At 51.2% G+C, this 25,892-nt stretch carries 24 protein-coding genes and 1 tRNA gene; 8 read left to right on the forward strand and 17 right to left on the reverse strand.

What is annotated here, in order from left to right:
* Positions 1 to 890: 890 nt before the first annotated feature.
* Positions 891 to 977 (reverse strand) — tRNA-Leu (locus KO503_RS12200).
* Between the two features lie 208 nt (positions 978 to 1,185).
* Complete coding sequence (locus KO503_RS12205) at positions 1,186 to 1,428, reverse strand: hypothetical protein (RefSeq protein ID WP_215991827.1); 243 nt, start codon at positions 1,426 to 1,428, stop codon at positions 1,186 to 1,188.
* Between the two features lie 144 nt (positions 1,429 to 1,572).
* Between KO503_RS12205 and KO503_RS12210 the strand changes: the two genes are divergently transcribed.
* The 6 genes from KO503_RS12210 to gluQRS all read left to right on the forward strand — a co-directional run bounded on the left by KO503_RS12210 (position 1,573) and on the right by gluQRS (position 8,869).
* Positions 1,573 to 2,151 carry a YqaA family protein gene (locus tag KO503_RS12210; protein ID WP_215991828.1) on the forward strand — a complete coding sequence of 193 codons (579 nt, stop codon included), beginning with the start codon at positions 1,573 to 1,575 and terminating at the stop codon, positions 2,149 to 2,151.
* Entirely contained in the window at positions 2,148 to 2,621 is a 474-nt protein-coding gene (locus KO503_RS12215; protein ID WP_354667588.1) for a disulfide bond formation protein B, read from the forward strand. The genes KO503_RS12210 and KO503_RS12215 overlap by 4 nt, the downstream gene beginning before the upstream one ends.
* Before the next feature lie 123 nt (positions 2,622 to 2,744).
* Positions 2,745 to 5,519, forward strand: a complete 2,775-nt coding sequence (gyrA, locus tag KO503_RS12220; protein ID WP_215991829.1) for a DNA gyrase subunit A — start codon at positions 2,745 to 2,747, stop codon at positions 5,517 to 5,519.
* Between the two features lie 193 nt (positions 5,520 to 5,712).
* Positions 5,713 to 6,591: a hypothetical protein gene (locus KO503_RS12225; protein WP_215991830.1), complete on the forward strand. Its 879-nt coding sequence runs from the start codon at positions 5,713 to 5,715 to the stop codon at positions 6,589 to 6,591.
* 89 nt (positions 6,592 to 6,680) lie between these two features.
* Entirely contained in the window at positions 6,681 to 8,027 is a 1,347-nt protein-coding gene (gene trmFO, locus KO503_RS12230; protein WP_215991831.1) for a methylenetetrahydrofolate--tRNA-(uracil(54)-C(5))-methyltransferase (FADH(2)-oxidizing) TrmFO, read from the forward strand.
* Entirely contained in the window at positions 8,027 to 8,869 is an 843-nt protein-coding gene (gluQRS, locus tag KO503_RS12235) for a tRNA glutamyl-Q(34) synthetase GluQRS (protein WP_215991832.1), read from the forward strand. Before trmFO ends, gluQRS begins: the two co-directional genes overlap by 1 nt.
* A 6-nt stretch (positions 8,870 to 8,875) precedes the next feature.
* Here the strand turns inward: gluQRS and hisI are convergent, their stop codons facing one another.
* Positions 8,876 to 9,235 carry a phosphoribosyl-AMP cyclohydrolase gene (hisI, locus tag KO503_RS12240; RefSeq protein ID WP_215991833.1) on the reverse strand — a complete coding sequence of 120 codons (360 nt, stop codon included), beginning with the start codon at positions 9,233 to 9,235 and terminating at the stop codon, positions 8,876 to 8,878.
* Positions 9,236 to 9,299: 64 nt separating this feature from the next.
* Between hisI and KO503_RS12245 the strand changes: the two genes are divergently transcribed.
* The gene (locus KO503_RS12245) at positions 9,300 to 9,746 is read left to right on the forward strand and encodes an iron-sulfur cluster assembly scaffold protein (protein ID WP_215991834.1); all 447 of its coding nucleotides are present in this window, start codon (positions 9,300 to 9,302) and stop codon (positions 9,744 to 9,746) included.
* 189 nt (positions 9,747 to 9,935) lie between these two features.
* On the opposite strand, the gene KO503_RS17910 is transcribed toward KO503_RS12245, so the two are convergent.
* The 5 genes from KO503_RS17910 to sciP form a co-directional block, all read right to left on the reverse strand.
* On the reverse strand, positions 9,936 to 10,058 hold the full coding sequence (locus tag KO503_RS17910) for a hypothetical protein (RefSeq protein WP_289846657.1): 123 nt from the start codon (positions 10,056 to 10,058) through the stop codon (positions 9,936 to 9,938).
* A gap of 111 nt (positions 10,059 to 10,169) precedes the next feature.
* Positions 10,170 to 12,263, reverse strand: coding sequence for an ATP-dependent DNA helicase RecG (gene recG / locus KO503_RS12250; RefSeq protein ID WP_215991835.1), 2,094 nt, complete (start codon positions 12,261 to 12,263; stop codon positions 10,170 to 10,172).
* A complete protein-coding gene (ligA, locus tag KO503_RS12255; protein WP_215991836.1) occupies positions 12,260 to 14,368 on the reverse strand; it encodes an NAD-dependent DNA ligase LigA in 2,109 nt (702 codons plus the stop codon). The genes recG and ligA overlap by 4 nt, the downstream gene beginning before the upstream one ends.
* 118 nt (positions 14,369 to 14,486) lie before the next feature.
* Entirely contained in the window at positions 14,487 to 15,200 is a 714-nt protein-coding gene (ctrA, locus tag KO503_RS12260; protein WP_215991837.1) for a response regulator transcription factor CtrA, read from the reverse strand.
* A gap of 109 nt (positions 15,201 to 15,309) precedes the next feature.
* The gene (sciP, locus tag KO503_RS12265; RefSeq protein ID WP_215991838.1) at positions 15,310 to 15,588 is read right to left on the reverse strand and encodes a CtrA inhibitor SciP; all 279 of its coding nucleotides are present in this window, start codon (positions 15,586 to 15,588) and stop codon (positions 15,310 to 15,312) included.
* Between the two features lie 125 nt (positions 15,589 to 15,713).
* Here sciP and mnmA point away from each other — a divergent pair, with 125 nt between their 5' ends.
* Positions 15,714 to 16,871, forward strand: coding sequence for a tRNA 2-thiouridine(34) synthase MnmA (gene mnmA / locus KO503_RS12270; protein ID WP_215991839.1), 1,158 nt, complete (start codon positions 15,714 to 15,716; stop codon positions 16,869 to 16,871).
* A gap of 74 nt (positions 16,872 to 16,945) precedes the next feature.
* Here mnmA and KO503_RS12275 read toward each other — a convergent pair whose 3' ends face one another.
* The 9 genes from KO503_RS12275 to rseP all read right to left on the reverse strand — a co-directional run bounded on the left by KO503_RS12275 (position 16,946) and on the right by rseP (position 25,837).
* The gene (locus KO503_RS12275) at positions 16,946 to 17,434 is read right to left on the reverse strand and encodes a hypothetical protein (RefSeq protein WP_215991840.1); all 489 of its coding nucleotides are present in this window, start codon (positions 17,432 to 17,434) and stop codon (positions 16,946 to 16,948) included.
* Positions 17,435 to 17,575: 141 nt separating this feature from the next.
* Positions 17,576 to 18,721 (reverse strand): lipid-A-disaccharide synthase, encoded by a 1,146-nt coding sequence (gene lpxB, locus KO503_RS12280; protein ID WP_215991841.1) that lies wholly within the window; start codon positions 18,719 to 18,721, stop codon positions 17,576 to 17,578.
* Complete coding sequence (locus KO503_RS18030; protein WP_215991842.1) at positions 18,718 to 19,500, reverse strand: LpxI family protein; 783 nt, start codon at positions 19,498 to 19,500, stop codon at positions 18,718 to 18,720. The genes lpxB and KO503_RS18030 overlap by 4 nt, the downstream gene beginning before the upstream one ends.
* Positions 19,501 to 19,527: 27 nt before the next feature.
* Positions 19,528 to 20,325, reverse strand: a complete 798-nt coding sequence (gene lpxA / locus KO503_RS12290; RefSeq protein WP_215991843.1) for an acyl-ACP--UDP-N-acetylglucosamine O-acyltransferase — start codon at positions 20,323 to 20,325, stop codon at positions 19,528 to 19,530.
* A 43-nt stretch (positions 20,326 to 20,368) separates the two neighbouring features.
* The gene (fabZ, locus tag KO503_RS12295) at positions 20,369 to 20,827 is read right to left on the reverse strand and encodes a 3-hydroxyacyl-ACP dehydratase FabZ (protein ID WP_215991844.1); all 459 of its coding nucleotides are present in this window, start codon (positions 20,825 to 20,827) and stop codon (positions 20,369 to 20,371) included.
* 206 nt (positions 20,828 to 21,033) lie between these two features.
* Entirely contained in the window at positions 21,034 to 21,681 is a 648-nt protein-coding gene (locus KO503_RS12300; protein ID WP_215991845.1) for an OmpH family outer membrane protein, read from the reverse strand.
* Positions 21,681 to 24,020 (reverse strand): outer membrane protein assembly factor BamA, encoded by a 2,340-nt coding sequence (gene bamA / locus KO503_RS12305; RefSeq protein WP_215991846.1) that lies wholly within the window; start codon positions 24,018 to 24,020, stop codon positions 21,681 to 21,683. The genes KO503_RS12300 and bamA overlap by 1 nt, the downstream gene beginning before the upstream one ends.
* A 202-nt stretch (positions 24,021 to 24,222) precedes the next feature.
* A complete protein-coding gene (locus tag KO503_RS17925) occupies positions 24,223 to 24,354 on the reverse strand; it encodes a hypothetical protein (protein ID WP_290122940.1) in 132 nt (43 codons plus the stop codon).
* Between the two features lie 160 nt (positions 24,355 to 24,514).
* A complete protein-coding gene (rseP, locus tag KO503_RS12310; protein WP_215991847.1) occupies positions 24,515 to 25,837 on the reverse strand; it encodes an RIP metalloprotease RseP in 1,323 nt (440 codons plus the stop codon).
* Positions 25,838 to 25,892: the final 55 nt, after the last annotated feature.

The following is a 25,892-nucleotide window of genomic DNA, read 5'->3' on the forward strand; positions in this document are numbered from 1 at the left end:
GGACACCCCAAACGCGATTACCCGAAGGCGTTACTGGCCACCAAAAGCCACGTAAACGGAGAACTCGAAACATCTAGCAAGGCAAAACTTACCTCATCCCGCAAGCGGGTTACACATGTCTACAGCAGCAGCGGAACGAGCAACCATTCCAAATACCACACGGACACGTATGCCAGATGATCAAGCGATCACCCTTCTACGCGGCCGCCCCCGTGGCCGAAAAATTATGCCCCCCAGTGGGCACCCTGAGTCATACGATCAAATGGCCCAACTGCAAAAGAAGTTTTCACGCATCGCAGGTCGAAAAAGATGAAAAAGACCAGTTGATGCAGTTGGTTAACGGCCTAAATGAAGCGTGTAATCTTGAGGTATAGCACAACCCTGAGGAAAGTGATGTTTTGGGTGAATTCTTATAGACCTATGTTTTTCAAACACTTACTGACTAGCGGCAGACGACCCAAGTTGCCCTTAGGTCATTAACCTTTTGAACGCAGCGTCAAAAGATATCGTTACGTAGGGTGATGCATTTTTTTGCCACCATTCTGACGGCATCCCAGCAAGCAGCTCAACAATTCCATCCACTCTATTCAATTTACGTTATTCTGGAAACAGTAAGGCCGTTCAAATGGCGAATCAAAGCGTGAAACTGATTCATCTAAGGCAAATGATTCGTGATCCAAATGCTCCGTGAGTGACCAATTATGGTTAAATATTTGAAGACAAAGCATCACAAAAAGCGCCACGATTTGATCTGATGTGGTGCAGCTAATCTTGGCGTAAAAGCCACTTAGAAGGCAAATAAGGACATTAAAGTCAAAAACAGAAAAACCCCGAAAGCACATATGGCTTTGGGGTCTGTCAGACATTCCTAGAGGAATGCTATTTGGGAATGGTACCCGCGGGCGGACTCGAACCGCCAAGCCTGTTACAGCGGGGGATTTTGAATCCCCTGTGTCTACCAATTCCACCACGCGGGCAGATCGAAGTTCTGGGTCGTTTAAAACCGTTTGCTTCGTCGTGGGAGGGATTTAGCGAAGCGCGCCGCCCTCCACAAGAGGGATATGACAGTTCTTGATAAAAAAATGTCATTTTCTTTTCGCGCGCGTCACTTGCCCCTTAGTTTTATGGCCATTCGCCAAAGTCGCGCAGAGCGCAAAAACATCGCAGACCACGATGTGGCCGCAATCATAGCCTGTTTTCATCAAAATTGGCTTTGTTGAGAGCTGATATGGGAACATCCACAGGATTGAGAAGCCCGGCCAGCAGTGCGCACCCAAATGAGAAAAGCCATCTGCCTGATTTTCGAACAGTCTTAGAGCAAAGAAAACCGCCCTGCCCCAATTGGCTGATACAAATATAGTTCTGGATATCTACAATATAGACCAAAGTGATTGAAGCAAACGGCACGCCCCAGCCCGAACGTGTCACGGCAGTTTCCCCGGGCACCAATAGATACATGCACAGTTTAGTGTCAGCGTGTCGCCTCAAAGGGTAAAATGCGGAGATCTGACCTTGACCCACAGACAGCAATGCGGCCTAAAGAGACAAAACAGTCTTTGAGGATTTGGGCATATGTTGAAACGGCTTTATGATTGGACGCTGTCCATGGCGCAGCACCCGCGTGCGTTATGGGCTTTGGCTTTGGTCGCGTTCGTTGAAAGCTCTGTCTTTCCGATTCCACCTGACATTTTGATGATCCCGTTGATTGTAGCGCGCCCTAAAGATGCATTTAAAATCGCGTTTGTAGCCACTCTGGCCTCGGTCGCTGGCGGGATGCTTGGCTATTTCATCGGTTACGGTGCCTTCGAGACCATTGGTCGTCCTGTGCTCGAATTCTACGGCAAAGACGCGTATTTCGAAGAATTCAAAGAGACATACAACCAATATGGCGCTTGGGCTGTGTTGATCGCGGGCGTCACACCCTTTCCTTATAAGGTCATCACCATTCTGTCAGGCGCGACGGCTTTGTCCCTACCCATCTTTATCGCGGCCTCTGTTGCCGCGCGCGCTTTGCGGTTCTTTATTGTTGCCGCCTTGTTGTGGAAATTCGGCGAACCTATTCGCGATTTCATCGAAAAACGTTTAGGTCTGATGTTCACCCTATTTGTCATCTTACTTGTGGGCGGCTTTGCCGTGGTGAAATTCCTATGAAAAAATTGACACGTACACATTTGGTGATCTTGGCGGCGGGTGGATCGCTTGCGCTTTTGCTTGGTGCTTTCTTGTTTCAAGCTATGGGATATCCACCCTGCAAAATGTGTTTTTGGCAACGATGGCCGCATGCGGCGGCTATCTTGATCGGGGCTGCCTATATGGGCGTGCAGGCCCGTGTTTTGCTCTGGCTTGGGGCGCTTTCTGCGGCCATCACATCGGGCATTGGCGCATTCCATGCAGGCGTTGAATACAAATGGTGGGAAGGCCCGACCTCTTGCACTGGCGGCAGCAACGCCTTGTCTGGCCTGACTGGCAGCGATCTTTTGCCCGGATCGGCCACCAAAGCGATTGTCATGTGTGACGAGGTGTCATGGCAGCTGTTTGGCCTGTCTATGGCCAGCTATAATTTCATCTTTTCAGCGCTTCTGGTCGTCGCTTGGGTCATGGCCGCACGCAAAGACGCTTAAAGCGCATCACAAGGTCATTGACGGCCCTCTAAGGGCCCAATGAGCCATTGCGCCCTATATGCTGTCTGGGGTAGACTGCAGGTCAACGATATATAGACCTCAAAACAACCACAGGCGGACATCGTGAGCGACACTCCACAAACTCCTGACTCCGAAGACGAAACACCACGCGAACCTATGTTCCATGATGGGCCGAACATCTCGATCACATCCGAGATGAAAAGCTCTTATTTGGATTACGCGATGAGCGTCATCGTCAGCCGCGCTATTCCGGATTTGCGCGATGGATTGAAACCTGTGCACCGTCGCATCATTTATTCGATGTACGAAAAAGGCATCACCCACGACAAAACTTACCGTAAATCGGCGAAATCTGTCGGCGATGTGATGGGCTCTTACCACCCGCATGGCGATAGCGCGATCTACGACGCTTTGGTGCGGATGGCGCAAGATTTCTCGATGTCTTTACCGCTTGTCGATGGTCAAGGTAACTTTGGCTCTATGGACGGTGATAGTGCGGCGGCGATGCGTTACACGGAATCGCGTCTGCAAAAAGTCACCTCTTACATGACGGGCGATTTGGACAAAGACACTGTCGATTTTACAGACAACTATGACGGCAAAGAGCGCGAACCGACTGTCTTACCTGCACGGTTCCCGAACATGCTGGTCAATGGCGCTGGCGGTATCGCGGTCGGCATGGCGACGAACATTCCTCCGCATAACTTGGGCGAAGTGATCGATGCCACACTTGAGCTGATCGACAATCCTGATTTGTCGATGGAACGGCTGATGGAAATCATCCCCGGCCCTGACTTTCCAACGGGTGCGATCATGCTGGGGCGCTCTGGTGCGCGTAAAGCCTATCTTGAGGGCCGCGGATCTGTGATTATTCGCGCCAAAACCCATGTCGAAGAAATTCGCAAAGACCGTTACGCGATTGTTGTGGATGAAATTCCCTATCAAGTTAACAAATCCACGATGATCGAAAAGATCGCCGAACTTGTGCGCGATAAAAAGGTCGAGGGCATTGCCCACGTGCAAGATGAATCAGATCGCGTTGGCGTGCGGGTTGTGGTCGAATTGAAACGGGATGCAACGCCCGAAGTTGTGTTGAATCAATTGTACCGCTTCACGCCGCTGCAAACCTATTTCGGCTGCAACATGCTGGCGCTAAACTCTGGTCGCCCAGAACAACTGACCTTGCGCGATTTTTTGACCTACTTCATCTCGTTCCGCGAAGAAGTGGTTGCCCGCCGCACCGCGTTTGAACTGCGCAAAGCCCGTGACCGCGCGCATATCTTGTGTGGTTTGGCTGTGGCTGTCACCAATGTGGACGAAATCGTCGCCACCATCCGCGCCTCTGCCGATGCGGCCGAAGCGCGTGCCAAATTGATGACGCGTCGCTGGCCTGCTCATGACATCGCGCCCTATATCAAACTGGTCGATGATCCGTCGCACACGATCAATGAAGACGGCACCTATAACCTGTCAGAGGTTCAAACCCGCGCGATTTTGGAACTGCGTTTGCAGCGCCTGACACAGATCGGTGTCAAAGAAGTCACCGACGAGTTGCAAGAACTTGCTGGTAAAATCAAAGACTATCTTGAAATTTTGGCCTCGCGCGAACGCATCATGGAGATCATTTCGAACGAATTGATCGAAGTAAAAACCCAGTTCGCTGTGCCGCGTCGCACCGAAATTGTCGATTGGTCTGGGGATTCCTCTGACGAAGATCTGATCGAAAAAGAAGACATGGTCGTGACTATCACTTCGTCTGGTTGGGCCAAACGTACGCCTTTGGCCGATTACCGCGCGCAAAAACGTGGCGGTAAAGGTCTGTCTGGCATGGCAACCAAAGACGAAGACGTGATCACCACGCTCTTTGTGGCCAACACCCATACGCAGCTGTTGTTCTTTACTGATGACGGCATGGCCTACAAGCTGAAAACATGGCGTTTGCCGCTTGGGGGACGTACCGCCAAGGGCAAGCCAATCGTCAATATTCTGCCTATTCCAACAGGTGTCGGCATTGCAGCGATCATGCCGGTGGACCGTGACGAAGTGGAATGGGACGATCTGCAAATCGTCTTTGCCACATCCAAAGGCTCTGTACGCCGCAATCGCCTGTCTGACTTCACCAACGTGAAATCGAACGGCAAGATCGCGATGAAATTTGAAGGCGAAGATGAAGGCACGCGTCTGATCAATGCGCGCATTTGTGATGAAAACGACGATGTGATGCTTGTGACATCATCAGGTCGCGCCATCCGCTTCCCTGTCACTGATGTACGCGTGTTCAATTCGCGTGCTTCACTTGGTGTCCGTGGCATCAAGATGACCGATGATGAAGTTGTGTCGATGTCAGTGATCCGTCACTTTGAAGCGGACGCCACTGAACGTGCCGCCTATCTCAAGATGCGCCGCGCGCAAGCTGGCGCGGATGAGGTTGAGGGAACCGATGAGGATGAAGAAGCCATCGAAGGTTCCATCAGCCAAGAACGGTTCGAGGAAATGAAAGCCGCAGAAGAACTGTTGGTGACCATTTCGGAAAGCGGCACCGGCAAACTGTCGTCCAGCCACGATTACCCCGTTCGGGGCCGTGGCGGTATGGGCGTCACGGCGATGGATAAAGCGATGCGCGGCGGGCCTCTTGTTGCGTCCTTCCCTGTTTCACTGGATGACCAGATCATGTTGGCGACCTCTAAAGGGCAATCGATCCGCTGCCCTGTGCAAGGTATCTCCTTCCGCTCGCGCTCAGCTGGTGGTGTAAAGGTGTTCAACACAGGCAAAGGCGAAGTTGTCGTTTCTGTGGCTTACATTGCTGAAAGCGACGAAGACGAAGGCGATGTGGTAGATGGCACAGCAATCGAGACACCGGACGCGTCTGAGAGTTAAATTCAATCACGCTAAATTGATTAAACTTTACATTTGAGGGCCTTAGGGCCCTCAAATCATGTTATGCATAAGAATAATCTGACCCATTTGTTGCCGCTGTGCAACTGCGCCATTCATTGCCATTTTAGGCGCTGGTCTTTCTCACCCAATACGCCGTAGAGGTCAGCCCATATTTATAATGGAGATCCCAAAAATGAAAAATATCGCTCTCGCACTTACAGGCTTAGCCGCAATTTCCGCAGCGCCAGCTTTTGCAGAAACAACATACCTGTCGTTCGACCTGGGCTACTCCGAATTGTCTGAAGGCGGTGATACACTTGAAAATTTGTCAGGCGCAGCGGCGTTTGAGGGTAAATCAGGTAAGTTTACTTACGGCGCTGAATTGTCAGGTACAAAGTTCTCAATTGGTGGCGGTGATCTGAATATTTCAGAAATTTCAGCAATTCTTGGCTATGACATTACGTCAGCAATCACAGTTTTTGCAGGCGCCAGTGTTTTTGAAATTGAAGACGAAGAATTCACATCTTTGACCGCAGGTGCAGAATATGCCTTGGGTGACCTGACTTTTGGTGCGGCTTACACCAACACTGAAGTCGACGGTTTCGAATCCGATGGCGGCCAAGTTTACGTTGACTATGACACAGCCGCACTCGACGCATACTTCGGCGTTGCTTTCGGTGAAGACATGGATGACATCTACTTTGCTGGCCTGTCACGTGACGTTGCCGCATACGAAGTTGAATTCGACGCAATCGTTGTTGACGAACTCAACGTTTACACATTGTCCGGTTCTTACAGCATCCGTGAAAACATCCGTCTAAATGCTTCTGTTGATTACTTCGACGCGTACGGCGACGACTTGACACAAGCGAGCATCGGCGCAGGTTACATGGTTGCAGACAACATCTGGGTTGATGCATCCTATGACACACTCAAAATCGACGGCGAAAGTGTTGACGGCTTTGGTTTGGCTGTTTCCTTTGAAACTGGCGACCGTGGTTTGCGTGCCTCTGAGCGCGTGATGACAGCATATGACTACTTGTCAACTCTGCCAGTACTCGGCGGCCTCTAAGCTCTAAGCTTTATTAACACATCGAAAAGGGCTGCCTCGCGCAGCCCTTTTTGCTTTTCTAAGCCCCGCAATCGGGCTACATCCCCATTATGACAGATAAAACACTCCACATCGTTGGCGGCGGCATGGCCGGATCAGAGGCTGCTTGGCAAGCAGCCAATTTGGGTATTCAAGTGGTGATCCACGAGATGCGACCCAAGGTAGAAACCTTTGCGCATCAGACAGGCAATTTGGCCGAAATGGTTTGTTCCAACTCGTTTCGATCAGACGACTCTGAACAAAACGCCGTTGGGCTGTTGCATTGGGAAATGCGTGCTGCGAACGGCTTGATCATGGCAGCCGCCGAACAACATCGCCTACCCGCTGGTGGCGCTTTGGCGGTGGACCGCGATGCCTTTGCAGAATTTGTGACTGAGCAAATCAACGCCCATCCGAATATCACTGTTGAATTCGGCGAAGTGAATGAAATACCGTCGGAGGGCACTTGGATTTTCGCCACGGGCCCCCTGACCTCGCCAACACTGGGGCAAGCAATCGCGAAAGAGACAGGTGCAGACCGCTTGGCCTTTTTCGATGCCATCGCGCCGATCATCTATCATGACAGCATCAACATGGACGTGGCATGGATGCAGTCGCGCTATGACAAAGGCGAGACCGAGGAAGAGCAAAAAGCCTATCTCAACTGCCCAATGACCAAAGACCAATACGAGGCCTTTATCGACGCGCTTTTGGCAGCGGATAAGACCGAATTCCACGAAGGTGAAACCGCTGGGTATTTTGACGGCTGCCTGCCCATCGAAGTGATGGCTGAACGGGGGCGTGAAACCTTGCGTTTTGGCCCGATGAAACCCGTGGGTCTAACCAATGCCAATGATCCAGAAACCAAACCCTACGCCGTGGTGCAGCTGCGCCGCGACAACAAACTTGGCACGCTGTACAATATCGTCGGGTTTCAAACCAAGATGAAATACGGCGCACAAGCGGATGTGTTTAAAATGATCCCAGGTTTGGAAAATGCAAAGTTTGCCCGTCTTGGCGGTATCCATCGCAATACATTTTTGAACTCCCCTACATTACTTGATGATCAGATGCGTTTGAAATCAAAGCTAAATGTACGTTTCGCTGGGCAAGTCACAGGCGTCGAAGGTTATGTTGAATCTGCTGCGATGGGATTGCTGGCAGGGCGTTTGGCTGCGCATGAAATTCTGGGCAAGCCCATCACATCGCCACCCGGCACAACCGCAACGGGCGCATTGATCCATCACATCACCGGCGGGGCTGAGGCAAAAACCTTTCAGCCGATGAATGTGAACTTTGGATTGTTCCCGCCTGTCGAAGGTCTAAAATCTGGCAGACGCGGCCGCAAAGATCGCTACAAAGCCTACACAGATCGCGCTAAAATTCAGTTTAATGAATGGCTTGAAGGTCAGTATTAATGTCCTTTGTGACCCGATTTGCACCCAGCCCCACGGGGCCGTTGCATCTCGGGCACGCCTATTCTGCTTGGATCGCCCATGACATGGCCCGCGCCCATGATGGGCGATTTTTACTGCGCTTTGAAGACACAGACCTTGAGCGCTCCAAACCAGAATATATCGCTCAAATCATTGAAGATCTCACATGGTTAGGTGTGACGTGGGATGAAGCCCCTTCGTTTCAGTCTCAGTCTTTAGATATTTATAATCAAAGCCTTGAAGCCTTAATTTCACGTGATTTAACCTATCCCTGTAAGTGCAGTCGCAAAGATATCGCAGCCGCATCATCAGCCCCACAAGAGGGTGTGCCGCACCATCTTTACCCTCAAACCTGTAAACACCGTTTGATGTCAGATCGCCAAAACGGTGACGCGATACGCCTTCATATGGACCGCGCTTGCGACGCTCTGGGTGAGTTTGATTTGAAATTTCATGAGCTGGGTGACATTAACAGCGGCATATACTCGATTGATAAAAATACACTTATGCGCGACGTTGGTGACATTGTCGTCGGTCGTAAAGATATTCAAACCGCCGCCTATTTCATGGCCTCTGCCATAGATGATATGCGCCAAGGGGTCACGCATGTCGTACGTGGCGTCGACCTGTTTGAATTCACTCAAGTGCAAGTTCTGCTGCTGCATTTATTGGGCCACAGGGCGCCGCTTTATCATCATCATGATCTGATCCGCGATGAGGCAGGCAAACGCTTGGCCAAACGCGACGATGCCCGCGCGATATCGAAATACCGCGCCGATGGATACTCTCCACAAGATATCAAGCACTTGGTCGGACTTATTTAAGTCGATTCAAACCTCTGGTGACATCAACTCAACTGTCTCGCCATCGCGCACGGCCGTATAGAAACATGACCGACGATTGGTGTGGCAAGCTGGCCCCGTTTGATTGACCGTAACCAAGATGCAATCCTGATCGCAATCAAATCGAAAATCGACCAATTCTTGGACGTGGCCAGAGCTTTCGCCCTTGATCCAAAACGATTGACGTGACCGCGACCAGTAGGTCACTTTGCCAGTGTCCAAAGTCATGGCGACGGATTTGGCATTCATCCAAGCCAGCATCAAGATCTCGCCCGTCTGCGCATCTTGGGCAATGGCGGGAATGAGACCTTTGTCATCATATTTTAGAGAGTTGGGATCAAAGGTCATGGCGGGTCCTTTCCTATGCCTATCGCATGCCCTATCTAAGACTGTAATTGATGAAAGGCAAATCATGTCCGCAGATCTTGCATCCCTCTATTCTGGTCGCCTTTTGGCACTGGCCGCAGACATTCCGCATCTTGGTCGCCTAGATGCACCAGATGCAACTGTACGCGAACGTGCGCCACTGTGCGGATCGACCGTGACAGCGGATGTCGTGGTGCGCGATGGCCGCATCGCCGACTTTGCACAAGACGTCAAAGCCTGTGCACTTGGCCAAGCTGCTGCGGCTGTATTAGGACAAAATATCATTGGCAGATCTGCTGAAGAGCTGACCACTGCTTTGACGGAACTCAGTGCGTTTCTCAAAGACGATGGCCCAACCCCTTCTACGCCCTTTGAAGGCTTTGAGGCGCTGCTGCCTGCGCGTGCTTATACAAACCGTCACGCCTCTATTTTGTTGTCGGTTATAGCCGCACAAAAAGCGATGATCGAAGCAAATTTGGCCTCAACCAGCTAATCCATTTTGCGCGCGCCTATGGCACAAAAAAAACCGCCGCACTTCGAATTGAAGGCGGCGGATAAAGTTGGGATTCAAGCAACAGTTCAGCGGGATGAGGCTCCGCAAGCGGACGGGAATAGGTAAGACGTCTGCAACACCCGTTGGGACATGAGGTGTCGGTTGGTTGTTTGAATCACAGGCAGAAACTTAGAAAAATGCAGGGGCTATAAGACCTCCGAATAGGATCACCAAAAGGGCGGCAGCACCGATCATATCTTCGACCAAAGTACCTTGTGAGCGCTCTACAACGGATTTGATATCGCGGATCATTGTGTCGTCCTTTCGTGAGGTTAATAGGTTGTTGCCTATTTGTTCTCATTTTTAACGACCTGTGTAAAGAACTTTTTAAGAACATTTGCGAACAAAATAAACAGAAACCAGTTAACCTACTGACATCAAACGAATTGCACGATCTTTTTCCATTAACCAAAGTAGAACACGCACGGCCTGCCCGCGTTCGCTTTTCAGCTCTGGATCATCATGCAGCAGTTTTCGCGCATCATTTTGAGCCAGTGCCATCAGCGCAGACTGTGTTTCGATATCGGCGATTCTGAATTTCGGAACACCAGATTGCGCAGTCCCAAGCACATCACCTGCCCCGCGCATCGTTAGGTCTTCTTCGGCGATGCGAAACCCGTCTTCTGTTTCGCGTAAAATCTCTAAACGCCTGCGCCCCGTTTCACTCAGCGGCGCTTGATAGAGCAACAAACAGGTCGACGCGACAGTGCCGCGCCCCACCCGTCCACGCAGTTGGTGTAGCTGCGCGAGGCCAAAATGCTCGGCCCGCTCAATCACCATAATAGACGCGTTGGGCACGTTGACACCCACCTCAATCACAGTGGTCGCAACAAGAACTGACAGATCGCCACGGACAAATTGCGCCATGGTTGCATCTTTTTCCTCCGCGGCCATTTGACCGTGAACCAATCCGACTTTGCCTTCCCCAAGGGCGGCACGCAAATGTTTGAAACGCTCTTCAGCAGCCATCAAATCCATGACTTCGCTTTCGCCAACAAGAGGACAGACCCAATAGGCCTGCTTTCCTGCCGCGACAGCAGCATTCAAATGGGCCACGACATCGTCCATCCGCTCAGTCGCACTCAACGCCGTCTTAATCGGTGTGCGGCCGGCGGGCTTTTCATCCAAGATCGACACATCCATATCGCCATATTGCGCCAAGGATAAAGATCGCGGGATCGGCGTGGCTGTCATCACCAGCATATCAACGCATTGACCTTTTTCAGCCAGCGCCATGCGCTGTGTCACACCAAAACGATGCTGCTCATCAACAATCGCCAGCCTAAGGTCGCTAAAGATAACATCGTCTTGAAACACAGCATGGGTGCCCACAAGAATATGTATGTCGCCTTGCGCCAAGGCCTGCAATTTGGCTTTGCGTTCCCTACCTTTGTCGCGTCCTGTCAGCAATTCAAGTACAACGCCAGCTTGCTCTGCCAATGGTCGCAAATCTGCCAAATGCTGTCGTGCCAAAATTTCCGTGGGGGCCATCAAAACACCCTGCCCGCCGGCCTCCACCGCTATAAGCAAAGACATCAACGCGACCAAGGTTTTACCCGACCCGACATCCCCCATCAACAGGCGGTTCATGCGCTCAGACAACGACAGGTCGTGTTCAATATCATCCATTGCGCGGCTCTGCGCACCTGTTGGGTGAAATGGCAGAGCTTTCAACACGCGAGCGCGCAGCTTTCCGATCCCGACCGAGCTGCGGCCAGGCTTTGATTTCACCGCTTTGCGAGCCAGTGCCAGCGTAATTTGATGCGCGAATAACTCATCGTAAGCAAGCCTTTGACGCGCTGGCGATGTAGCGGTCAACTCGTTGGCGCTCATCGGATTGTGAGACATTTCGAGCGCAGATTTAAACGCGGGCCAAGATTCTCGTGACCTCAAACTCGGGTCGATCCACTCTTCCAACTCAGGCGTTTTCTCAATCGAGTCAAGGCAGGATTTGGCCATGATTTTCTGCGTCACCCCCGCAGCCAATGAATACACCGGTTCAAATCTTGGCAAGTCGTCTTCTTTGTCTAGCGTCAAGATGTGATCTGGATGCGGCATTTGAATTTGTGAATCGTAAAATTCAACCTTCCCTGACACGAGGCGGTTTTCATTGACGGGCAGTTGTTTTTCGATCCAATCTGCGGCCCCTCTAAAGAACACCAGCTGGAATTCAGTGGCACTATCGCTCACGAAAACACGATGCGGCAGCCCCTTACGACTGGGAAACAAATGGCGCAATACGGTCACTTCGACAGTGACCACATCGCCTGAAAGTGCCCCGATGACAGTTGGAACGCGGCGCCGATCGATGAGCGCGTGCGGCAATGTAAACAGCAGGTCTTTAGGGCGCTCCACCGATAGCCCCGCAAAAGCTTTGGCCGTTTTGGGCCCGACACCCGCCAAGGTCGACAGGTCTGCAAAGAGTGGAAATAAGGATTCTGGTCGCACGCTGGTCATTTTGGCGCAATCAGGTCGAGCCAACCATCCTCGTCCAACGTGAGAATATTCAATTCAGCCGCCTTTTTCGCCTTTGACCCAGCCCCCGGCCCTGCGACCAGAATATCCGTTTTCGCAGAAACAGACCCAGAAACTTTGGCCCCAAGACTTTCCGCTTTGGCCTTGGCTTCGGCGCGGCTCATTTTTTCCAACGTGCCAGAAAACACAACGATTTTTCCGGTAACGGGGCTATCATTTGCAGGCTGTTTGGCATCAATGATGGTCAACTGGGCCGCGAGACGATCAATAGATGCGCGTTCAGACGTTTGATGAAAGGCTGTCACCAAGGATTTGGCCATGACAGCGCCGATACCATCGATGGACAAAAGATCGTCCCAGATTTCACCCTCACCGACCACGGCGCTGGTCATTGCTGCCTCAAAACGGTGCCAACTGCCATAATTGAGCGCAAGTAAAGCCGCTGAACTGTCCCCGACATGGCGTATCCCGAGGCCAAAAATCATCCGCGCTAAGTCAACTTGTCTGCTGGCGTTGATCGCGTCAAAAACTTTTTGCGCAGATTTTGTCCCCCAACCGTCGCGGTTCTTGAGTTGTTGAAGCCCTGATCCATATCGTTCTTCGAGCTTGAAAATATCAGCGGGTTCTTTGATCCATCCATCATTGTAGAACTGCTCGACCTGTTTGGCGCCAAACCCATCAATATCGAACGCGCCGCGTGAAACAAAGTGCTTTAACTTTTCAATGGCTTGGGCCGGGCAAATCATGCCACCAGAACATCTGTGGACCGCATCACCCTCTTCACGGATGGCGTCAGATCCGCATTCTGGACAGGTCTTCGGAAAGGCAAACACGGTTTCAGATCCAGTGCGTTTGTCGATGTCAACATCTGCAATTTTCGGAATGACATCGCCAGCGCGGTAAACTTGGACCCAATCACCGATACGAATATCTTTGCCACCACGAATTTCATCGCCTTTGCTATCTCGACCTTCGATGTAATCTTGATTGTGCAGCGTGGCATTTGACACAACCACGCCGCCGACCGTGACAGGCGTCAACCGAGCGACGGGACTGAGCGCACCAGTGCGACCAACTTGGATATCTATCGCTTCCAAGCGGGTCCAAGCAAGTTCGGCAGGGAATTTATGAGCAATGGCCCAACGTGGTGTGGTGGAGCGAAAGCCAAGGCGCGCTTGCAAGGCCAAATCGTCGACTTTGTAGACAACTCCGTCGATGTCATACCCCAAGGTCGCGCGTTGTTCTTCGATGTGGTGATAGTGTGCAACCAACTCTTGAGGGCTGGAGCAGAGTTTGGTTAGCGGATTGATCGAAAACCCGAATGATTTAAGCGCATTGATCGCACCCATTTGGGTGTCGGCCAAAGGCTGTGAGAGTTCGCCCCAAGCATAGGCAAAGAATTTTAGGGGGCGCGCACGGGTGATATCCGCATCAAGTTGGCGCAAACTGCCAGCCGCAGCATTGCGTGGGTTTGAGAATATTTTGCCACCACGCTCAGAATGCCGTTCATTAAGAGCGGCAAAATCGGCATGGCTCATATAAACTTCGCCGCGCACTTCCAAAATGTCAGGCGCGCCGGAAATTTGGTGCGGAATATCTGCGATGGTTTTGGCATTTTCGGTGACGTTTTCGCCCGTTTCACCATCACCTCGAGTCGCGGCATAAACAAGAGCACCATTTTCATAGCGGATCGACAACGACAGCCCATCGATTTTGGGCTCTGCTGTGTATTGCAACGCAGTGTTGCTGCCTAAGAATTTTCGGATGGATGTGTCAAAATCATCGACGTCGCTGTCTTCAAAAGCATTCGACAAAGATAGCATGCGCACCGCATGGGTGATTTTACCAAAGCCCGCTGCGGGGCTTGCGCCGACAACATTTGAAGGGCTATCGGCACGTTTCAGAGCTGGAAATCGAGATTCAATCTCTGCATTTCTCGCTTTGAGCGTATCGTAATCGGCATCGATAATTTTAGGCTCGGCAGTGTAATAGTCTGCATTGGCCGCCAATAAGATTTTTGACAAACGTGCGAGTTCAGCGCGCGCTTGTTCTTCGGTCATGACTTCGACGGCGACGTCCGCAGACATAAAAAAACCTCTCCAACTTTGGTCCCCTAATTGTTTAGGAGAGCAAGTCGAAGAGGTCCAGTCGAGATGCAACGGAATGGTGCGATGTCGTTAAAAACTGCGTCAGCCCTGAAAATATTTAGGCACCAATTGCGATTGGGGTTTCCATGTCAACGGGATCAGGGTCACGCAAAACATAGCCGCGGCCCCAAACCGTTTCGATGTAATTGTCACCGTCTGTTGCGTTTGCAAGCTTCTTGCGTAATTTACAAATAAAGACATCGATGATTTTGAGTTCAGGTTCATCCATGCCACCATAGAGGTGATTGAGGAACATTTCCTTGGTCAAAGTTGTGCCTTTGCGCAGCGACAAAAGTTCCAACATTTGATATTCTTTACCAGTGAGGTGCACAGGTTTGTTGGCAACAGACACTGTTTTCGCATCAAGATTGACCTCGATCTTACCAGTGCCAATCACAGATTGTGAATGCCCTTTTGAGCGACGGATGATGGCGTGGATACGGGCCACCAGTTCTTCGCGGTGAAATGGTTTGGTCAGATAATCATCCGCACCAAAGCCAAAACCTTTGATTTTGTTTTCAGTGTCGTCAGCACCAGAGAGAATCAGAATTGGCGTTTCGATTCGTGCGAGACGCAATTGACGCAGCACTTCGTGTCCGTTCATGTCCGGCAAACCAAGATCCAAAAGGATCAGGTCATAATCATAAAGTTTTGCGAGATCGATGCCTTCCTCGCCTAAATCCGTCGTGTAGACGTTGAGATTTGCATGTGTCAGCATCAATTCAATGCTTTTTGATGTCGTTGGATCGTCCTCGACCAAAAGAATACGCATTACCTAGAGTCTCCGTTGCTAAATTTTTTTTCGAGCATTCGTTCGATAAAAATATTGGCCAAAATGGTTAACTACACGTTACTAGTTTTAACCTTTTAGCATTCTCAACCTAAGGTTGTCGATATTTTTGCAAAGAAGTGGCTTTTAACGCGATTTCGCCATGATTCTGAATCGCTGTTTTCCAAGAATTGAACTCTTCTTCACTCAAGCCATAGGTTTTCAAGGCCTCGGTCAAAGGCATCAATCCAAACGCCACGGCTTTGACAATGATCGCTTTGCGCGATGCCACCCAGCGCCGAGTCTCAGGCGGTGGCAGGTCTGCGCGCGTCATGATACTGCCATCTGGCAAGGTGACGGCACGCGGGCCGTCTACTTTTCTCAAATACATGGGCTCACCCTCATCAACTTTACGTATTTGTTTTGACGCAAGGGTCTTAATGGGTGGTGAAACCTGTCATTGAGAATATATAGGATTTTCATATATTCTGAGCATGTTCTGGAAAGGTTTTGTTCATGACTGTTGCTGCACCCGCTACAAAGACACATCCGATCAACTCTCTTGGCTTTGCCAAGCCTCCGTCTGAAACACGGGTTGTCGTCGCTATGTCCGGCGGAGTGGACAGTTCTGTCGTGGCGGCACAGCTGGCTGAAGAAGGCTATGATGTGGTCGGGGTGACTTTGCAGCTGTATGACCACGGAGCTGCTTTGTCGAAAAAGGGTGCTTGCTGTGCGGGACGTGACATTCATGACGCGCGGCGCGTGGCCGAAGAAATGGGTTTTCCGCATTACGTTTTGGATTATGAGAGCGTGTTCAAGGATGCAGTGATCGATGAATTCGCTGACAGTTATTTGGCGGGGGCGACACCTGTGCCTTGTATTCGCTGCAATGAGCGGGTGAAATTTAAGGACCTGCTAGAGACGGCCAAAGATTTGGATGCCGATTGCATGGCGACAGGTCACTATATTCAACGCAAAATGGGCAAAGGCGGTGCAGAATTGCATTCGGCAGCCGATGCCAACCGCGATCAGTCGTATTTCTTGTTCTCAACCACAGAGGCGCAACTCGATTACCTGCGCTTTCCTTTGGGCCATTTGGCGTCCAAAGATGAGACCCGTGCGCTGGCTTCGAAATACGGATTGGCCGTGGCGGATAAGCCCGACAGCCAAGACATTTGCTTCGTGCCAAACGGCAACTACGCCTCTGTGATCGAAAAACTGCGCCCAGGGGCTGCCGAACCTGGTGATATTGTTGACACCGATGGAAACGTATTGGGGCAACATAACGGTGTGTTGCACTATACAGTCGGGCAACGTCGCGGTCTTGGCATCGGTGGTTTGGCGGATCCTTTGTATGTGGTCAAATTGGATGTTGAGAAAAAGCACGTCATCGTTGGGCCAAAAGACATGCTCGCCACCCGTAAAATCCCTGTACGTGAGATCAATTGGTTGGGCGACGCACCACTGTCGAGCCGCGAGGAATGGCATGTTCTGGTACGCGTGCGCTCGACCCGCCCCCCGCGTGAGGCAATCATCCGGCCAATTTCTGATACTGAGGCAGAGGTCGAATTGATCGTCGCCGAAGAAGGTGTGTCAGCCGGCCAAGCTTGCGTGTTTTACGATGACGACAGTACGCGGATCTTTGGTGGCGGCTGGATTTGGCGTGGATATTAAAGCGATAATTTTATTATAAAAATGACCCGCGCACATGTTGGATGATCTTCCAAAAGGTGCGCGGGCCGTGTCAGTTAATGGGCAGGCGTCGCAGGTGCGTTGCTCAAACGGCGAAACGCCAGAACCATCACATGCGCCATAATGAGTGTCATGCCAACATGGCCGACAAATGACGACTGCGTGTAAGTGCCAAATCCCATCATAAATGTCCGACCGATCACTGGCGCCAAAATCCCTTGGGCGACAACCCATAAGATAAATCCAGAGATAAAGCCCGTCAGCCAAACTTTGTTTGGCATCACGAGGCGGATAAAATATGTGAACAGACCAAACCCTAAGGCTCCGATGATGAAATGCAGTGGAAACGCCACGGTATGAGACAGCTCCACACCCGTAAATTTCATGGTCAACGCAATCACCAGATTGGATGGCTGTAGGGTGACGCCGAACAAAATCGGTGAAATGAGCCACGCATAAAGCTCAAAGGCGATTTCGCCAATTAAGCCGGACAGCGCGATGGATAGAAGTGTTTTCTTATTTGTAAGCGATTGAAAGATGTGCATATTTTTCTCTTTTGATGTATCGCCCTTACCTAAGAACAGGCAACACAAACAACAAGAAACGTCTTTTCACACCTGATTGTACTTGCGTGATCAAGCCGTGATCTCTCTACGGACGGCGGCTTTGGCAATGCGCTTGAGCCGTTACTTTGCAAGCCCTGCTAAAATTGCCTTTGCTGCACGCACACCTGGTGCTTCACCACCCTGCCCCAAACGCTGCATCGTGAGATCCAGCGCCGCAGTTTGCGCAGTTGGGTTTTGCAAAACATCACTGAGCGCTGTCGCTATTTTATCAGGCAGGCAGTTTTGCGCCAAAAACTCTGGCACGACTCGGGTTTCGGACACCAGATTGACCAAAGTCACTGTATCGATCAGCAGTTTGCGTTCGACGATCTTCTGCGTCAGCCATTGCATTTTATAAGCGATCACCATCGGCGTTTGATTGGCGGCAAGCTCAAGTGACACGGTGCCAGAAGCGGCCAGCGCAATGTCTGCGGCTTTGAAAGCGGCGCGTTTGGCGGTTTTGTCTGAGGCTTCGATCAAGATAGGGGGTACGGGCCATTGGGCCGTTTTTTCCCGCACGAGCGTCTCAACCGGTCCGGCCATGGGCAGAACAAAACGTGCGTTGGGATTTGTCTTTGCAAAGAGACCTAGCGCTTTTCCGAAATCATCAGACAGCCGCGCAACTTCACCCTTACGCGACCCCGGTAGAACCAAAACCAAAGGCGCATCATCGATGCCCTGCGCGGCGCGAAACTGGGATACTTCCGCATCCGAGGCCACAACTTCGGTCGATACAGGATGCCCGACGAAATCACAGCGCAGGCCCACGGCGTCAAAGTAAGGCGGCTCAAACGGAAAGAGCGCTAAGACTTGATCGACTTTGGCTGCCATCTTGGCAGCGCGTTCAGGTCGCCATGCCCAAACTGTTGGGGCCACATAATGACAAATGCGCAAATCGGATTGCGATTTCACAATATCGGCCACGCGTAGGCAAAAATCAGGACTGTCGATGGTCAAAATCACATCAGGTTGCCACGCCAATGCGGCCTCCGCCGTTTCACGGATGCGGCGTTTGAGGTGAAAATACTTTGGCAGAATTTCCATGATGCCCATAAGCGACAATTCATCCATCGCAAACAGGCTATCCAGCCCCTCAACCGCCATCAGGGGCCCGCCAACGCCGCGAAACTCGACATCAGCCAGCTGTTTGAGACCTGCCATAGCCGCGGCGCCCAATTTGTCGCCGGATTGCTCGCCCGCGATGACAAAAACCTTTAAAGCACTCATATGGCTTTCAGGAAGATACCTGCCTCTTCAATGCGGGATTTGAGCGCTGCACGATCAAGCACGATCACGGTGTCAGACGGAATCACCAACCCCGCAAGGCCGGCTTTGATCACAGCTTCGATGGTCTTGGGGCCGATGGTCGGCATATCAATACGCAGGTCTTGGTTACGTTTTGGCGATTTCACAAACACCCCCTTGGCGCGTCGCAGGTGATCGGGAGTCGCCGCGACGTAAGACAGCATAGAATCTGTGCCTTGCAACGTCTCAATCCCCAAAATCATTCCACCGGCGCAAACAGCCCCTTGGCCCACATCAAGCGGTGACAATGTACTGAGCACCTTTAAAGCGCGTGCGGCGTCTTTGTCATCTTGTTTGCTGGGCTTTACACCCCAGATCGTGCCTTTTGGCAGCACAAGATCGGGGCAAATATCGACCGCACTCTTGATGTCAAAGCCTTGATCGCCAAACACCGCCAAGACCTCGCGCAGTAAAGCATCATCGCCCTTTCCCATCGACATGGCCAGCCGCAGGGCGTGGCGGTCTAGCAAAACAGGGTTCACTTTGGGCCGCGCCATAGCACCAGCGAAACTCACAGAGGTGACGTCACGGTCTTGTAAGTCTTTGAACAGGCGACCAAGTTTTTCGATCCGCGCAGTGACATGATCAATGCCCTCAGGCACAAAGCTATCATCCAAAGTCACATAGACAGGCGCCTCCAAAGCCTCGGCCAAAAGGCGGGGCAGATCCCCTGATCCTGCGATGATGGCCGTTCTGGACACGCGCGTCACCTTATGTGTTGTGAAAGATCATTTTGGCGTCAAAAATCCGCGATCACTATCGCCCATCACAAAAGCAACCATACGGGCCACGTAGTCACTGTCGAAATCCTCGTGCAAGCGTGCAGCGCGTTCCTTGAATGATCCGTCACCTTGCTTGAGCATTTGAAAGGCTGCGCGCAATTGGTTGATGTCGTCACGCGCCACGCCACGCCGCTTCAGCCCCACAAGATTGAGACCATCCAGCTCGGCCCGCGGACCTTGGACCAAAGCATGCGGCAAGACATCACCGGTCACCATAGACAAAGCCCCGATAATGGCACCCTGCCCGATCCGCACCCATTGGTGGATGCCAGACAGGCCGCCGATGATCACGTCATCATCAATAACACAATGACCCGCCACCGCGACGGAGTTGACCAAAATCACCCGATTGCCGATTTGCACGTCATGGGCGACATGGGCGCTGGCCATCAGCAGGTTGTCATCGCCCACCCGCGTGACCCCACCACCGCCAACTGTGCCCAAATTCATGGTCACATATTCGCGGATGCGGTTGCGCTTGCCGATGATCAATTTGGTCGGTTCGCCATCATATTTCAGATCCTGTGGAATCGCACCAATCGAGGCAAACTGGAAAATCACAGTCTCGTCGCCAATCAATGTGTCACCAGACACAACAACATGACTTTTCAACACAACACCAGCGCCCAACACCACATCAGGCCCAACAAGGCAGAACGGACCGATGTGGCAGTTTTCACCGACAACAGCACCGTTTTCGATCACAGATGAGGGGTGAATATTTGCGCTTGGATGGATGCTCATGACGGGCTCCGAATATGGAAAATATGACCTGACCCGAAATGGGTCACTCTTTTGGAAGATCCATCATCGCTGTGAATGACGCTTGGCAGGCCACTTCGCCATCAACTTCTGCACGGCCTTCAAATTTCCAAACCTTGCCGCCACCGCGTTTTGTTGTGATGTGCATTTTCAACACGTCACCAGGAACGACTTTGCGGCGAAATTTGCAGGATTCGATCGACATGAAATAAACTAGGAAGTCTTTGTCCGCGAGACCGTTTTCAACGCCCACCATCACAGCGGCAGTTTGCGCCATGGCTTCGACGATTGTCACCCCAGGCATGATCGGCGCGCCAGGGAAATGGCCTTGGAAATGGGGTTCGTTAAAGGACACGTTTTTGATGCCGGTACAGGTCTGGTCACCATCGATATCAACCACACGATCCACCAGTAAAAACGGATAACGATGCGGGATAATGCGTTGAATGAGATCAATATCTGCGGTTTTGAAGCTCTCTGTCATGTCCGTCCCTTGTCTTTTCGTATCTCTGCCCCGTTTGTGGGGGTATTATGTTGCATGAAGATCATGCTCAGGTGCCTCAGATATGTCCCGCGACAGCTGTCTTGCAGGTCGATAATGAGATCTTAGGTCTTTATATACAATACACTAGGTGGTGTCTGTATCAATGGCGTGTGGTTATGACAAGTCAGCTTAAACCTTTGGTGAGATTATTGATCTTCAGCAGCGGGTTGCGGGTCTTGCGCCAATGCCTCGGCCTCCGCCGCTTGTTGACTGCTGGCATTCAGCCGTTTGATGACCTCAAGTGAAATATCGATAGAGCCAGACATGAGGTAGATTTGTGTTCTCTCGAAAACAGCCACTGCACGAACTTCTTGAGCGATATCTTTTAAAACAACGTTCAACGTGTCCTCAAATGCGCGCAAACCTTGATCTCGCGTTTGCTCAATCGCCTCTGATTTGGCTTTTTGCTCTGCTCGGATAGCAATGACCTTTTCGTCAAAGGCTTCAGCTTTTTTGGCAAAATCTTCTTTCGACAGTGTGTTTTTTAACTCTGTCAGTTCTTGTTCTTCCGCCTCAAGGGACGCGAAGATGGTATCATTTTCGATCACAAGATCGTTGAGTAAGGCTTCAACTTTGGCTTCAAGCGCGCGCCCAATGTCGGTGTTCTCAAAAATGCGTTCACGATCAAACGCGATCAGAGGAATCTGAGCGATTGTGTTTTGTGGTTGAGGTGCAATCTCGGCCTCTGAGGTGACATCGGGGGCTGCCGCCTCGTTTTCCGCGTCTTGAGCCGACAAAGGGCCAGACACATTGGCGGCAAAAACCGCGCAAACTATCCAGCCCCAAGCCCGCATTAGAATTGAGTCGCGATCGTCAAATCAAAGTTTTGTTCGACGTCATAATCTTCTTTTTGCAACGCATGGGTGAAATTGAACCGCAATGGACCAATCGGCGTGTTCAAGTACACAGCAGCACCGATGACAGTGCGCCAGCTCAAATCTTCACTACCGTCTATTGCGCCCGTGACATCGTCCAATCCCCAAACGGCGCCGTGATCTAGGAACAACCCACCTTTGATACCGTATTCCTCAGGTAAGCCCAAAGGAAAATCGGTTTCCAAACGGGCCACAGCATAGAAATTACCACCCAAAGCGAGGTCCGTATCTTCATCACGAGGACCAATACCGCCAGGTTCGAACCCGCGAATAATTGAGGTGCCTGCAAAATAACGATCCGAAACCCGAGTGTTCGATCCAAGACCATCAATCATACCGCCTTCGATAGTGGCACTCACATTGACAGTTTCATTCCACAATGAGGTCTTCGCAGTCACTTCAGCAGAGTTGCGCAAGTATTCAGCGTCACTGCCAAGCCCCGCATAATCTTGGCTAAACTTGAACGCAAAACCATTCTGAGATTCCACACCATTGCGGCTTGTATCAAAGGAATAGGTGTATCCCACTGACTGTTGGAAAACTTCACCTGCGGCGATGTCATCTTCGATAATGTCTGGCAAATCGTTGTCATCGGGATTTGTGACCTCGTTCAGCCCCGCACGATACCGCAGTGACAACCGCGAGAGCTCGGACACAGGGAAGGTCAAGCTTGGGGATACGTATATGTTTTTCTCAGTATGACTTGCGTAAGATGGCTCTGAAAATCCATAAGCCGCTGACAAGCCAAAAGCCACATCACGCCCCAAAAACGCAGGTTCTACGAAGTTAAAGCTCAGATTGCCATCGTCTAGCGCGGTGGTCAGACTGAAGGACAAGGATTGCCCACGCCCCAAAAAGTTTCGCTCAGAAAACGATGCGACAAAGTTCACACCTGAGGACACAGAATAGTTTGCGCCGAATGAAAAACTGCCTGTGGGCGTTTCATCTACATCTACATCCACAACGACTTGCTGGCTGCTTGAGCCTTCGCGCGCGTTGACACGCACGTCAGAGAAAAATCCAAGGGCGCGAATGCGGCTGGCCGCCTCGCGAATTTCGCGTGGGTTAAAGGGATCACCTTCAACGACACGGAATTTTTGGCGAACCACACGATCAAGCGTGGTGGCATTGCCTTCGATATCGATGCGTTCCACAAACACACGTGGGCCACGCACCAAAACGAATTCGATGTCCAATGTTTGGGTGCGATCATTGCGGGTGACACGCGGTTCAACACGCAAAAAGTCCAAACCCTTTTTGGTCGCGAGAACTTCCATTCGCTCGATCACGTTTTCAACGGCAACCGGTGAATATGTTTGGCCAGAACGAATATTCAGAACTTTTTGAAAGTCTGCGGCGTCTGCACCGTCAAAATTGGACACCGTGGTCATAGTGCCAAAATCAAAACTTTGACCTTCACGGACATTAAACGTCAAAAAGTAAGCGTTACGTTCGCGCGAAAACTCGGCGGCGACGTTCAGAATTTCAAAATCGACATAGCCGCGTGATGTATAGAAATCAGCCAAAACCCGCTTATCGAACTCGACACGATCTTCGGCAAAGGTATCACGGCCCACCACAAAACGTAAAAGACCCGCCTGTTTGGTTTCCAGAACGCGCCGCAGGCGAGAATCAGGGAAGGCACGGTTGCCAACAAAGGTCAGGCGTTCAACTTCAACGCCTTTGCCTTCGGTCACTTCAAACACAACATCAACACGGTTGTCGGACCGGCGTATGATGCGCGGGGTCACCGTTGCTGCCAATTGGCCTTTTGTTTCATAGATTTCAGTGATCGCTGCGGCATCAAATTCAACCGTGGACGGCGAATAAACGCGGCGCACTTGGGTCTGTAATACAGAGGACAGCGCCTCATCTTTAACCTTAGAATTGCCTTCGATACTGATCCGAGACACCGTTGGGTATTCGGCCACTTTGATCACCAAACGCGATCCCTGAGGGGTAAATTCAACGGTTTCAAACAGTCCTGAGCCCAAAACACGCTGGTAAGCGTCATTCAATTCGCCCGCAGAGACACCCTGCCCGCGCGCGATTCCCGCATAGGATAGAATGGTTTCAGCAGAAACACGGCCATTGCCTTCAATGGCGACGGTTGAAAACCGGAATTCTTGTGCGTATGCGGCACCCGGCGTAGCTATATAAGCTGTTGACCCCAATGCCAAAACTGCAAAAGACAGCGCGAAGGCGCGTGGCAGTTCTCCGCGTAGTACAGTGTGAATTCCACGTTTTTGAAACCGCATGACAGCTCATCCATTTACCCAAGTTATAGCTTGAGTAACGGGAATACTGGCCCTTGTCAAAAGCATGTGCTGCAGAATCCTATGCGCGGGCAAACCCTCGCCATCACACGAAAAAGGGCGGCCAAGCGGCTGCCCTTGAAATACACGTTGACTTTGATGTTGTTACCCAGAGCGACGTGGATCAAAGATCGATAGCATTCTGTTACAAAAACATGGTTCCGAAAATGGATCCAGCCACCAAGGCCACAGCGATTGTGGCACCATACAGTAGACGGTCCCCATTCAAACGCGCCAACATTGACAGCCCTTTATAGCTTGCGATGATCGTTGTCATGACTGACCTCTTGTCGTTTTGTCGATGCCTTAGGGTATGCCAAAAAAATTAGTTGGGCTTGCACCCTGATCAAGAGGAATACTGACTGAATATGGCAAGATTAGGGCCGCACTTGGCGGCCCTTAAAGTTTTATTCATCTATTGCAGTCTTGGCCTGTGCCTATTTGCAAAATAAATCACTGCCAAGCCCCAGCACCATCATCGATAATATCAATGCCATACCCACCATCATCATCACGTTGACGGCTTTTTCAGGCAAAGGTTTACCGCGCACAGCTTCATAGGCGTAGAACACCAAATGCCCCCCATCCAAAACGGGAATAGGCAATAGATTCAACAAGCCGATGGCGACAGAAATAAAGGCAATTTTTCCAATATAGTCCGCGATCGTCGGCGCACTGCCCACGAATTGCGCCATGCCAATCGCCCCGGACATATTGCAGGTCGAAATCGCGCCCGTGATCATATGGCCGATCCCAGACAGGGACATCACGATGATGGTCCACACCTGCTCAACCGACGTCACGATGGCTTTGCCAAGGGGCATGGTTTCCGTTGCGGGCGAGAAAAAGTAAGTACCTTCAATCCCAATCAACCAGCGTTTTTCGAACCCGCCCTCTGGTAAGGGAATATCGCGTGATAAGGCGGCGAGCGTCATCTGTAACACTTCACCATCGCGCCAAACTTCCAGCGCGATATCTGCCCCCTCTTTGGCTTTTACAGCGTCTTGTAGGTCGAAAAACGTTGGCAAAGACTCGCCATCCGCGGTCATGATCACATCACCCGCTTCAATACCTGCGCGTTTTGCTGCGGATTTAATCTGAACGGTATTGACCAGCACAGGGAATGGGTGCGGCGCTGCCACAGTCTGCTCAACGCCATCGCGCAACACCGTATATTCAAGCGCATCCTTGCGAGGCAAGTCTTGGAAAAAGCTTCCAACGCCAGAGACATCGGGCACATCAAGCCCCTCAATGGTCAGCAATTCATCGCCGGCCATCAAACCAATTTCACTTGGTAAATCGGTGATGTCGTCAACGATCAAACGGTCTTGCACTTGGCCGTAGAACATCATCAAAAACACGAAAATAATCGCAGCCGAGATAAAATTGAACATCGGACCAGCCAGCACAGTCAACGTGCGTGCCCACAAGGGGGCGCCGTGCATCGTGTGACGTCGTTCTTCGTCAGACAGACCCTCTGTTGAGGCACTATCAGGGGCCGAAGCCGCATTGGCATCGCCCGCAAATTTCACATAGCCGCCCAAAGGAATGGCCGCCAATTGCCACACAGTGCCGCGTTTGTCAGTGCGTTGATAAAGCGGTTTGCCAAAGCCGATTGAAAACACATCCGCTTTGATGCCGCTCCAACGGCCAACAATATAGTGACCATATTCATGGATCGCGACGATGATCGACAGCGCGATGATGAACACCACCACCGTGAAAAGACCGCCACCGAAGAGAGATAAGAGACTGCTCATTGTCTAAAAACGTCCTGTATTACTGTAATTGGGGCTCTTTTGACCCGTTATATTG

Source organism: Pacificibacter marinus (assembly GCF_018860505.1).
GTDB classification, from domain to species: domain Bacteria; phylum Pseudomonadota; class Alphaproteobacteria; order Rhodobacterales; family Rhodobacteraceae; genus Celeribacter; species Celeribacter marinus_B.